We start from the raw sequence: 12021 nt of genomic DNA, 5'->3' as shown, positions 1-12021 counted from the left end.
CAGATGATACGATTTATTATATTAATAGTATGTTCTCTCTACATCTTATCATCCGTTGAGGCTCAGGAACTGAATACTAAACTAACCATCAACACGCAAAAGATACAGTCTGCCGACAAAGAACTATTTTCTACGTTGGAACGGAATTTGAATCAGATGCTAAACGAACAGAAATGGACAGATATTACCTTCAATCAGGCGGAACGTATAGACTGCAATATTACGCTTACTATAAATGAGATAAAAGATGCTAATACTTTCTCATCAGAGATATTAGTATCTTCCCGCCGTCCTGTTTACAACTCTACTTATTCCAGCCCTCTTATCAATTATAGAGATACTCAGGTAGAGTTTAAATACACTCCGGGGGAATCTCTTTATTTCAATTCGATGAATGTGGATAACAATCTGGTAGCTGTCATATCATTTTATGTGTATATAATAATAGGATTCGATTTCGATTCTTTTTCCATGAAAGGAGGTAGTCCATATTTTGCCCGGGCTATGGAAATAGCCAATATGTCTCAATCGCTGGGAGTAAAAGGCTGGGAACCTTTTTCGGGCAAAGATAATAATCGATACGATCTTGCTGTAGCCCTCACTGATGACCGTCTAGCCGATTCTCACACATTCTGGTATAATTATCATAGACTGGGTCTCGATGAAATGGCTGCTAACCCGACACGAGGAAGAATCAGAGTCTTAGAATCGGTCGATTATCTGAAATCAATATACGGAGTTCGTCCGTCATCCATATTATTGACCATTATTGGAGAATCGAAGCTTGACGAAATAGTGCGTATAACTTCACTAGCTACATCTGAAGAAAAACAGGCATTAAAGAAACTACTGACACAAATATTCCCTACCAAAGGTTATTATACAAACCTGATAAAATAATAAGGTTATTTACACAACAAAAGAAAATCATTTACTACAGTTTCTTCTGCACCCAATTCTTTTGCTTTCAGGAAATCATCTTTTGCCAGTCGTTTTTCAAATTGAGCTATACGAATCTGTCCTCTCAATATATATATCGCCGCATCTTCATAGCCCAAACTTATTGCTTTGGTTATGTCTTCCTGTGCACGTGCAAGTCTGTTTAAGCGTAGATAGCACTCTGCTCTATTAAAATAAACTTCTCCGTTCGACTTATATTTATAAACTATATCACTGTATGCTTCTTCGGCTTCTTTCCACTCCCCTCTCCTTTTCATTATTGCGGCCAATCCCATTTTACCATATAAGTTTTCAGGAGCAAATTCAACAATTTTCTCAAAGCTTTCCTCTGCTCTGAACAAGTCCTTATTGCTTAAGAATATCAATCCTCTCCTATAGAAGGCTTCTATATCCCTATCGTCGTACAGCAAAATAGTATTATAATCTTTCAAAGCATCATCGAAACGATTCATCTGACAATACAGAGCAGCCCTGTTATGCCTTACAAATGAATTTTTCGGATGTTTTTCCAAGGCTACATTATATGATAATAATGCCTCCTCAAATTTCCCCAAATTACGTTGAATAGTGCCTAGATTAACCATCAACATTGTATTGCTCGGATTAGCCGGTTCTTTTCTCAATGCTGCTTTAAGAGCCTGTTCTGCGGCTGCATAATCGTTTTGCTCTACATAATCCATAGAACGGTTTACCATCTCTTCGTACGTCTGAGCCGATATGTCGGCAATTAGAATAGAAAACAGGAATAAGGCAATTGATATTTTTTTCATTATCTGATATTTAATCATTCTGTGGCACAAATTTACGCTTATTAAACTGACTTAATAAAAACATATTGTCTAAAAACAATTAAAAAAACGAGGTCAGGTATTAATAAATTAATAATTCCCGACCTCGTATATAGACTATAAAATCTTTACTCTATAATAATCTCATCTACAAAAAGATAAGCAAGAGAACCCTTACCTTCATGCCAATCAGGTATTTTTCCGGTATTTTTTGCTATTACCTTTACAAACCGTGCTTTTGTTGTTGGAAACTCTGCAACAAGATCAACTGTTCTTATTGCACTATTTTTATCTAATACAGGAATTTTCTTATCATATACCTGCTTATATATTTTTCCATCTTCGGATATGGCGACTGTATATTCTGTGGCACCAAACACCCACGACATAGGCTCTTCATAAGTACCTGTTATGACCTTCGATATATCTGTTGCTTCTTTGAGGTCGATAGTAGCTACAAAGTCATTTCCCTCAAAGCCAATCCACTCTCCACTGGCGAATCCTCCCACTGCTCTTTTACCGTCTACAAGTAGAACCGGGCCTTTGAATGTATAATTCTTATGAGGAGAATTCTCTAGTTTTATTTCTTTTAAAGTAGCCTTGTTAAAATCGAATTTATTGTCATACTCTTTACTTTTTTCACTACCTCTATATGCTACAGCCCGAAGATACACACTCGAATCTATACTTAATGGTTGCTCATATTTCACACTCTTATCTGTAGGCTCACTACCATCGAGTGTGTAATATATAGGAGCATTATCATACGTAAACAAGCTTATTTTTATTGTCCCGCTAGATATATCCGGCTCTATTTGCGATGCAATAGCCGTAATATGAGTTGCATAATTATAACCCAGTCTTTGATACAAATCCATGAGCTTAGTCAGACGTGGCAAGAACTTCTCATAATTCTTTTTTTCGGGCATAGTCCATTGTATCTCACTCAAAGCAGCTATACGAGGCATCGTCATATATTCGGCATGTTCAGGTGTAACTACATATTCGCACCACAAATTAGCCTGAACTCCAATTATATATTTTTGTTCTTCCTTCGTCAACTCTGATGGCACCGGTTCCAATTCATAAACTTTCTGTACAGGCACATAACCGCCTATTCCAAATGGTTCGTTCTGAATATCTGTTGTTTGATAATAATCAAAATACAAATTGCTGGTAGGCGTCATTATTACATCATGATGAAGTTTTGCAGCTTCTATGCCTCCAGACATACCTCTCCACGACATAACGGTCGCATCAGGAGCAAGTCCGCCCTCCAAAATCTCATCCCATCCTATAATACGGCGTCCCTTACTATTCAGGAACTTTTCAACGTATGTCATCACATAGCTTTGCAATTTATCCTCTTTAGAATGTTTTGCATCTGACGTCAATTTCAGTTCTTTTATCTTAGCCTGACACTTAGGACATACTTTCCATCGTGTTTTTGGACTTTCATCTCCTCCTATATGCACATATTCGGAAGGAAATATTTCTACTATCTCCGAAAAAACTCCTTCGAGAAATGTATATATATCTTCATTTCCTGCACAAAGAACATCATCAAACACGCCCCATTGTTCTCCAACTTTATATGGGCCTCCGGTACAACCTAAGTTTGGATATGCCGCCAAAGCAGCAAGCATATGTCCGGGCAGGTCAACTTCCGGAATCACTGTTATAAATCTTTTCTTTGCATATTCTACCACTTCCTTAGCTTCTTCTTGTGTAAAGAATCCACCATAAGGCTTTCCGTCAAATTCTCCCGAATTCTTTTTTATTACAGTTTGCGCACGTTGTGAACCTATTTTTGTCAACTCGGGATATTTCTTAATTTCTATTCTCCAACCCTGATCGTCTGTCAAATGCCAATGAAATTTATTTATATTGTGCAATGCCAGAATGTCGATATACTTCTTTATAAATTCCAAAGACTTGGTGTGACGAGCGACATCGAGCATCATACCTCTATATCCAAAACGGGGAAAATCCTCGATACTCACAGCAGGAAAAACAACCTCTTTGTTCGTCCCATCGACAGGCATAGACTTCCTTAAAGTTTGTACTCCATAGAAAGTACCTGCTTCATCCGAGCCATTTATTATTATTTGTTTCGAATCTACTATCAAATTATATGATTCGGGTTTCTCTACTTTATAATCTGCTTTCAGAATAATCACATTATCCGAAACATCCTGATCTGTTACAGCCAGAGTAAGCCCTGTACTCAATTTTATATATTCGGCAAGAAATTCGGCAGTTTGTTTTTGCACGTCATTTTCTTTCGGATAATAGATCTTTGTACTACCTTTAAGAATAAACCCTTCGCCATCTGTTTTTACAATGCTTTGGGGTAATGGAACTACTTCATAATCTGCATTCATTGGTTCTTTACTACATCCTATAAAAAATAAAATAATTGCTAAATAAAAAAAGCAGGATTTGGCCATAGTCTTTTGTTTTATGTTTTTGGGGATTAAGATTTCATAATGTAAATATACAATAATTCTAAGTGCAGAGGGTACTGTTAATAGCAAGAATGAGCTATCTTTGCGCTTATATCAAGTTTTTTTATGAATAATTTGCTAAATCAACTCAATAAACAACAACGCGAAGCTGTAGAATATATAAATGGACCATCGCTTATAATAGCAGGTGCAGGCTCAGGAAAAACCCGCGTGCTTACATATAAAATAGCCTATTTACTTCAACAAGGGTTACCTCCTCAAAGTATTCTATCCCTTACATTTACCAACAAGGCTGCCCGAGAGATGAAAGAACGGATTGCTCAGCTTATAGGCTGGCAATATGCACGCTATTTATGGATGGGCACATTTCACTCCGTTTTTTCCAGAATACTAAGAACCGAAGCCGAAAGAATCGGATTTACCGCCAATTTTACGATCTTCGATTCTGCCGATTCCCGAAATCTGATAAAAACAATAATAAAGCAGTTTCAGCTTGATGATAAAGTATATAAACCGGCAAAAGTACAGTCTATTATCTCAAATGCTAAAAACGCATTAGTTTCGCCGACTATGTATGCACAAAACAAAGAATTGTTGGAGTATGACCAACGATCGAAAATGTCTGTTGTGAAAGATATATACAAAGAGTATAACAATAGACTGCGAGCCTCTAACACAATGGATTTCGACGATCTCTTATTTCATACGAACTGCCTGTTCAGAGACCATCCCGATGTATTGAAAAACTACCAAGAGAGGTTTCAGTTCATTCTGGTAGACGAGTATCAGGATACAAACTTTGCTCAGTATCTTGTTGTAAAACAGTTGGCAGACGCTCATCACCGTATCTGTGTTGTAGGAGACGATGCCCAAAGTATTTACTCTTTCCGTGGGGCGAATATAGAAAATATACTGAAGTTTAAAGAAGTATACCCCGAATCGAAATTGTTTAAGTTGGAGCAAAATTACCGTTCTACCCAGAATATAGTTAATGCAGCCAATAGTCTTATCAAACAAAATCAGGATCAGATAAAAAAGACTATTTATTCGGAAAACGATGAAGGTGAGCGCATCGAAGTAGCCAGTGCTTTCTCCGATTTCGAAGAAGGAGTCATTGTTTCAAATAAAATATGGGATCTTCGAAGAGACAAAAAAGCTCCATATAGTGATTTTGTAATATTATATCGTACAAATGCCCAATCCCGTATTTTTGAAGAGGCATTGCGTAAGAAAAACATCCCTTATCGCATCTATGGCGGACTTTCGTTTTATCAGCGAAAAGAGATAAAAGATGTGATTGCATACTTTCGTATGATAGTCAACCCCAACGATGAGGAAGCATTCAAACGAGTAATAAATTATCCTACACGAGGTATTGGAAACACTACACTCTCTAAAATAGGAGATGCTGCACGCCTACACAGTGTTAGTTTATGGGAAGTTATCAAGAATCCTCAGGGGTACAATCTTAATATAAATGCAGGTACAGCCAACAAGATAAGTAGCTTCAGGGAACTTATAGAAAGTTTTATTGTACAGTTGAAAGATCGTTCGGCATACGAACTGGCTTCTATAATAGTAAAACAAAGCGGTATAGCTACCGAAGCTTATCAAGATCAGACTCCGGAGGGTATGAGTCGTCAGGAAAATCTTCAGGAACTATTAAGTGGTATACATGAGTTTGTAGAAAGTCGTCAGGAAGAGGGACTTGGTGGTATCGGGTTGTTAGACTTCCTTTCCGAAGTATCTTTATTGAGCGATCAGGACACAGACAAAGAAGCCGATCAGGAAAAGGTTACAATGATGACCATCCATGCAGCGAAAGGACTAGAGTTCAACAATGTATTTATAGTTGGGCTAGAAGAAGATCTGTTTCCTTCGGCTATGGCAAAAGATGAATTCCGAGGACTTGAAGAAGAGCGCCGTCTCTTTTATGTGGCAATAACCAGAGCTAAAGAGTTCTGTATGATTACCTACGCAAAGAGTCGATTCAGAAACGGTCAGATAAACGCTTGCAATCCGAGCCGTTTTTTAAAAGATATAGATGATACTTTTCTGAATGCCAATCCGGGAGTTCTATCCGGCGGATTCGTTTTCAATAGACCCGAAACATACGAAAACAAATCATCCGCTTACAGTAATAATAATTATAATCAAGGAAGGAAAACACCAAGTGCTACCGAAACGCCTAGGCCTGAGAAACCAAAAGCACAATCACCTCCTTCAAACTTTGTAAATACTCGCATTGCAACTCCGAAATTGTCGGCGGGAGGAAACATTGGAGAAGTTGAAGTGGGTGCAATTATAAAACACGAACGCTTTGGTATTGGTAAAGTTACGGCCGTAAGTGGAGATACTGATAGCCGTAAAGCGACTGTTGAATTCGAGAATTCGGGAACAAAACAATTATTACTAAAATTTGCACGATTCGAGGTCATCAAATAAGGACTCTTAACTACTAGAAAAAAGAACCTTAATAATCTTTAAAAAAGAACTATTTCATTTATAAAGACGTGCAACGAGAGTGTTTTATTTACGTCTATAAATTAAGAATAAGATAATTATTGTATATTTGTTTTATCTATATTGTTCTTATTTATATGCCAGATTAAACCATTAGACTTTTGAATAGTCTAAGAAACATAGATGATTAATATCAAACTCTGAAATACGAATCAATTAGAAATATTTGTAAACTATAAATAGAAGGAGAGCAAATTATGAAAGCTAAAAACTTATTATGGATGTTCCTGGTGGCTGTATCACCGCTTTTTGTTTTTGCACAAGAAGACTGGGATGACGTCTATGCTACTTCTAAACCTACAGAAAAGAAGAAAGAAGTAAACAATACTGTTCAACGTAAGCCGGTGAGCAAAACTCAAGTTCTCGTAGTACGAGACAATGGGGATGTATCTATGGAAACCGTTGGTAATGTAAATGTTGATGTAGATGCATACAACCGTCGAGGAGGTAATGTAAATGTATATCAGGCAGATCAAGAGCCTGTGGACTCGCTTGTTTATGACAGCCAATATCAGGACTATGAATATACAGACCGTATCGTCAAATTTCACGATCCTGATAACAGTGTGAAAATTTCGAGCAACAATGAAATAAATGTATATGTCACTAACGACCTATATAGTAACTACTATCGCAACAGAGGCTGGAGCTTCAATGTAGGTTGGGGATGGGGTGGTTATTACAATTCGTGGTACGACCCTTGGTATGATCCATGGTACTATCCTAGCTATAGCTGGGGTTGGAACAACCCTTGGTATTCAGGATGGGGATGGAACAGACCTTGGTACTCTTCCGGCTGGGGCTGGGGAGGATACTATGGAGGTTGGTACGGCGGCGGTGGCTGGTATGGTGGTCATTCTCACTACTACTCAAGACCTTCATATTATGGAAGTGCAGGACGTTCGAGAGGAACATATTATGGCTCAAGATATTCATCTGGAAGATACAATTCAGGCAGATATAACGGTGGCAGCCGAGACAATTCATACGTAAGTTCTCGACCAAGCACTCGTCCGGGCTATAATTCCGGAACTTCTACTCGTCCAAGTACAAGACCTAGCTATAATGGATCAGGTACATCAACCCGTCCGAGCACTAGACCGAGTTACAATGGTTCAGGAACATCAACTCGTCCAAGTACAAGACCGAGCTACAATGGTTCAGGTACATCAACCCGTCCGAGCACTAGACCGAGCTACAATGGTTCAGAAACATCAACCAGACCGAATTATAATGACGCCGGTACATCAACTCGTCCAAGCACTAGACCAAGCTATAACGGTTCTGGCACTACAACTCGTCCGAGCACAAGGCCAAGCTATAATGGATCGGGTAGTTCTACAACTACAAGACCATCATACAATGGATCATCGAGTTCTTCATCTCGTCCGAGCACTAGACCAAGTTATAACGGATCATCAAGTAGTAGTTCATCTCGACCTAGTTATAGCGGATCAAGTTCTAGTTCTTCATCACGGCCTAGCTACAATGGATCAAGCAGTAGCAGTTCATCGCGACCTAGCTACAGTGGTTCAAGTAGTAGCAGCTCGTCACGACCTAGTTACAGTAGCCCATCATCTAGCAGTTCATCATCTCGAAGCGGCTCATATAGTTCCGGTAGCTCTTCATCCAGCAGTCGTTCTTCTGGAGGAGGCGGTGGTCGATCTAGCAGTAGTGGCCGAGGAAGATAATGATATAATAATTGAATAATTAACTATAGAAAGCTGTTTCAACAATGCTAATTGAAGCAGCTTTTTTGAAAATGCAAAAATAGAATATTATGAAACGTAAAGTTTTAATCTTATCAGCATTTATTTTGTCAATAGGAAGTATGTTTGCTCAGGGAGAATTGGACGCATACAAACTTTCTCAGACAGATTTAGTAGGTACAGCCCGTTCAGTTTCTTTGGGTGGCGCTATGGGAGCCATGGGCGGTGATATTTCAGCAGTTTCCATCAATCCGGCGGGTATAGGTATTTATAAATCGTCAGAGGTTGTAACAACTCTGAATTTTCAGAATACTCAAACCAAAATAGAATCAAATCTTGGTAAATTTGATGAGAGTAAATTTAAAGTAAACTTCGACAACCTTGCCTTTGTCTCAGTTTTTCCTTTAAATAGCGATGTAGCTCCATTTCTTAACTTTGGTTTTTCATACAATCGTCTTAAAAACTATGACCGGACTTATTCTATGGACATGGCTAATCCATCTAATTTGACATTAGCTCATTACATGGCTAATAGAGCTAATAATATAAACTTCTTTGACAAGAATCCACAGAATGAATTACGCTTTAAAGACGATAGTGATATATATCCATTACAAAATTATGACTGGATGGCAGTTATTGGAGCCAATGCAGATCTTATGGGATATGACCCCACTAAAGGTTTCTTTGTATCACCCTCAAACACTGATGCCAATTTATATGTTCGAGAAAAAGGATCTGCGAATACTTACGATTTTAACGTAGGAACAACATTTTCAAATATTGTAAGTGTTGGCTTGACGTTATCAGTTACAGACATGAAATATCGTTTATATTCAGAGTTGACAGAAAATTACTCCGACACGTATTATACTCTAGCTAACGACATAGAAACAGAAGGTGCTGGATTTCAAGTCGGATTAGGAGTTCTTGTCAGTCCGATAAAACAGTTAAGACTGGGAGTTGCCTACCACTCTCCTACTTGGTACAATATGACTGATTACTATAGCGCCGGCTATAGCCCAACAAATCCACAAGACGGATTTGAAACAGGACGTTTTCGTTCAGATTACAGATTACGTACTCCTGACAGATGGACTTTCAGTTTAGCAGCTTTTGTTCTCGATCCGGGAGATGGACTATTCCCTAAAATCAGTATTAGTGGAGACTATATGTTGACTAACTATAATAATATGAAGCTATTTGATGACAATGGAGACGAATTAAGCCATCGTCCGAATGAAGTAATCAAAGAAGACTTCAAAATGGCCTCTACCCTCAGAACAGGTTTGGAAGTTCGTTTTACAAACCAATTCTCTGCACGCGTAGGTTACTCTTGGCAACAAAGCCCTCTGAAGAAAGAATTTAAAAATAATGAAGTGGAAGCCTTAACTATTGGCTCTGTTTCACATTTTACTCTCGATGGTGATACAAACTATTTCACCTATGGGCTAGGTTACAGATTTTCTCGTAGTTTCTATGCAGATGTTGCTTTCGCAATGAGAACTCAAAAATCAGAACTACGTACATTCTCTTCATATACAGATGCAAAAACTAAACAATATGTTAGTTCAGAGAAAGCAGAATGGAAAGATAATACTTTTCAGGGTATTCTTACTCTAGGATATAAATTCTAATATATTGACTCTAAAAATTAAAAAGGGGATCCATTCTTTGGGATCCCCTTTTTCTATAATAGTTAATAATATCAATAAATTAACTTCATAACGCTTACTTCAGATTTTTCAACCATATCTTTAGACGCAGCTTTGAAAGATTTAAAATGATCTGTATTATTATGATAATTAATGGCATCCTGAGATTTCCATTCTTCGAGCATAATAAATTTTGTAGAGTCCTTTATATCCTGATGTAAGTTATATGATATGCAGCCATCTTCTTCCTGACTACCCTGAACTATTTCTTGAAACAGAGGAAGCATATCTCTTATTTGCTCAGGCTTCACAGTTATTATAGCCACTATTTTCAATTCGTCACCCGTTCTTTCCACTTCATCTTTTACTATTACAGCATCTTCTTGCTGATTATCTTGTCTTGTATTGCAAGCTACAAATGAAAACAAGGCTAATAGACCAATTAGTACTTTCTTTTGCATAATGTTTCGATTGTATTTATATTATTTCTTTATTCTTTTTGCGATATCATCTTCCAGCTTACCTTTCTCTATCAGTTTTGCATATTTTTCTACATTACCATCTTTCTTCAGATAACCTCTATTCTTCAGATAGAATGCTACAACAGCCTCTACTCCGGCCTTATTTCCTTGTACTTGATCTTTCGAATATGAATCATTAAGAGAGTACTCTGTCCATCCGGCTATGAAAGGGATTAGCAACTCCGGGTTTTTGTCTATAAAATTCACTATCTGAGGAGAAATCCCGATCGTAACATTTGGTGTTCCTCCCACCCAAGCCATAAGAAATGAATTTGCTTCACTCCGTTTTATTGCATCTTTACCCAATGATGTAGACAGCAGCCATGTTATAGTTTCTTTTACCTGAGGCTCGTAGTCTGAATAACTTTCTTTAGTATCGAACTTATAGTCTTTTGGAATGTTATAATCTTGTCCTATAAGCATTATTGAGAACAAACTAAATAAGAAAGGTAGAAATATCTTTTTCATCATATAAGGTTTTTAGGTTTATTCATATACAAATATAAACAATGAGATTAACATAAGATGTATATTGGACAATATATAAATTTTGTACGCTTTGTATATTTTCCTACCTTCGTCTCACAAGAAAACGCAAATAAACAAATTACATAAATTACGCAGTTGTTAAATTAAAAGTTTTTTTCTTATGAAAAAGTATTTAGCGGAAATGATCGGAACTATGGTTCTAGTATTAATGGGATGCGGTGCGGCAGTATTTGCAGGAGCAACTCAGCCTTTTGCATCTGTAGGCACACTTGGAGTGGCTTTTGCCTTCGGTTTATCAGTAGTAGCAATGGCATACACTATCGGTAAAATATCAGGATGTCATATTAATCCGGCAATAACATTAGGTGTTTTCCTTTCTAAGAAAATGTCTGGCAAAGACGCCATCATGTATATTATTTTTCAAGTAGTGGGAGCTATAATAGGCTCGGCTATTTTGTACATTCTGGCTAAAGATTCCGGCTCCACAACAACTCTTACCGGAGCTAATGGCTTTGCTGAGGGTTCTATGCTAACAGCCTTTATCGCCGAATTAGTTTTTACATTCATTTTTGTTCTGGTAGTTCTTGGTGTTACCTCTAAGGGAGCTCCAAATCAATTTGCAGGCTTAGCGATTGGTTTGGCCTTAGTTCTTGTACATATTGTATGTATTCCTATTACAGGAACATCGGTTAACCCTGCAAGAAGTATCGGCCCTGCTATCTTTGACGTTATAGAAGGAGGTAAAGCATTATCTCAATTATGGCTATTTATTGTAGCACCATTCTTAGGAGCTGCACTTTCGGCAATAGTGTGGAAAATTATTGATACCGAAAAAGAATAATAAATCGTTCTTAGAACAATATAAAAGGGGAATGCTTTCTGAGCATTCCCCTTTTATATTATTAGGT

The 12021-nt window shown here is 37.6% G+C and carries 9 protein-coding genes; 5 read left to right on the top strand and 4 right to left on the bottom strand.

Annotated elements, in window-relative coordinates:
* The first annotated feature begins 3 nt into the window (after positions 1 to 3).
* A complete protein-coding gene (locus BGC7_RS07845; RefSeq protein WP_050700995.1) occupies positions 4 to 900 on the top strand; it encodes a type IX secretion system protein PorD in 897 nt (298 codons plus the stop codon).
* A gap of 5 nt (positions 901 to 905) precedes the next feature.
* On the opposite strand, the gene BGC7_RS07840 is transcribed toward BGC7_RS07845, so the two are convergent.
* Together BGC7_RS07840 and BGC7_RS07835 are read right to left on the bottom strand one after the other, a co-directional pair.
* Complete coding sequence (locus BGC7_RS07840; protein WP_050701085.1) at positions 906 to 1730, bottom strand: tetratricopeptide repeat protein; 825 nt, start codon at positions 1728 to 1730, stop codon at positions 906 to 908.
* Positions 1731 to 1876: 146 nt separating this feature from the next.
* Positions 1877 to 4198, bottom strand: coding sequence for a glycoside hydrolase family 20 protein (locus BGC7_RS07835; RefSeq protein WP_050700994.1), 2322 nt, complete (start codon positions 4196 to 4198; stop codon positions 1877 to 1879).
* Positions 4199 to 4321: 123 nt separating this feature from the next.
* On the opposite strand from BGC7_RS07835, the gene BGC7_RS07830 reads away from it, so the two are divergent.
* The 3 genes from BGC7_RS07830 to BGC7_RS07815 all read left to right on the top strand — a co-directional run bounded on the left by BGC7_RS07830 (position 4322) and on the right by BGC7_RS07815 (position 10085).
* The gene (locus BGC7_RS07830) at positions 4322 to 6661 is read left to right on the top strand and encodes an ATP-dependent helicase (protein WP_050700993.1); all 2340 of its coding nucleotides are present in this window, start codon (positions 4322 to 4324) and stop codon (positions 6659 to 6661) included.
* A 275-nt stretch (positions 6662 to 6936) separates the two neighbouring features.
* On the top strand, positions 6937 to 8430 hold the full coding sequence (locus BGC7_RS17625; protein ID WP_082206549.1) for a hypothetical protein: 1494 nt from the start codon (positions 6937 to 6939) through the stop codon (positions 8428 to 8430).
* 89 nt (positions 8431 to 8519) lie between these two features.
* Positions 8520 to 10085, top strand: a complete 1566-nt coding sequence (locus BGC7_RS07815; RefSeq protein WP_050700990.1) for an OmpP1/FadL family transporter — start codon at positions 8520 to 8522, stop codon at positions 10083 to 10085.
* 71 nt (positions 10086 to 10156) lie between these two features.
* On the opposite strand, the gene BGC7_RS17620 is transcribed toward BGC7_RS07815, so the two are convergent.
* Both BGC7_RS17620 and BGC7_RS07805 read right to left on the bottom strand, forming a co-directional pair.
* Positions 10157 to 10564 carry a putative quinol monooxygenase gene (locus tag BGC7_RS17620; RefSeq protein ID WP_082206545.1) on the bottom strand — a complete coding sequence of 136 codons (408 nt, stop codon included), beginning with the start codon at positions 10562 to 10564 and terminating at the stop codon, positions 10157 to 10159.
* Between the two features lie 21 nt (positions 10565 to 10585).
* A complete protein-coding gene (locus BGC7_RS07805; RefSeq protein ID WP_050700989.1) occupies positions 10586 to 11095 on the bottom strand; it encodes a hypothetical protein in 510 nt (169 codons plus the stop codon).
* Positions 11096 to 11273: 178 nt separating this feature from the next.
* Here BGC7_RS07805 and BGC7_RS07800 point away from each other — a divergent pair, with 178 nt between their 5' ends.
* Entirely contained in the window at positions 11274 to 11954 is a 681-nt protein-coding gene (locus tag BGC7_RS07800; RefSeq protein ID WP_050700988.1) for an MIP family channel protein, read from the top strand.
* The last annotated feature ends 67 nt before the right edge of the window (positions 11955 to 12021 follow it).

The organism is Dysgonomonas sp. BGC7, from assembly GCF_001261735.1.
Classification (GTDB): domain Bacteria; phylum Bacteroidota; class Bacteroidia; order Bacteroidales; family Dysgonomonadaceae; genus Dysgonomonas.
The sequence above is the reverse complement of the archived record's forward strand: the minus strand, read 5'-3'. Positions and strand labels throughout refer to the sequence as shown.

Coding starts and splice junctions, on each gene's coding strand:
- BGC7_RS07845 (WP_050700995.1), top strand. CDS start 4: ATGATACGATTTATTATATTAATAGTATGTTCTCTCTACATCTTATCA.
- BGC7_RS07840 (WP_050701085.1), bottom strand. CDS start 1,730: ATGAAAAAAATATCAATTGCCTTATTCCTGTTTTCTATTCTAATTGCC.
- BGC7_RS07835 (WP_050700994.1), bottom strand. CDS start 4,198: ATGGCCAAATCCTGCTTTTTTTATTTAGCAATTATTTTATTTTTTATA.
- BGC7_RS07830 (WP_050700993.1), top strand. CDS start 4,322: ATGAATAATTTGCTAAATCAACTCAATAAACAACAACGCGAAGCTGTA.
- BGC7_RS17625 (WP_082206549.1), top strand. CDS start 6,937: ATGAAAGCTAAAAACTTATTATGGATGTTCCTGGTGGCTGTATCACCG.
- BGC7_RS07815 (WP_050700990.1), top strand. CDS start 8,520: ATGAAACGTAAAGTTTTAATCTTATCAGCATTTATTTTGTCAATAGGA.
- BGC7_RS17620 (WP_082206545.1), bottom strand. CDS start 10,564: ATGCAAAAGAAAGTACTAATTGGTCTATTAGCCTTGTTTTCATTTGTA.
- BGC7_RS07805 (WP_050700989.1), bottom strand. CDS start 11,095: ATGATGAAAAAGATATTTCTACCTTTCTTATTTAGTTTGTTCTCAATA.
- BGC7_RS07800 (WP_050700988.1), top strand. CDS start 11,274: ATGAAAAAGTATTTAGCGGAAATGATCGGAACTATGGTTCTAGTATTA.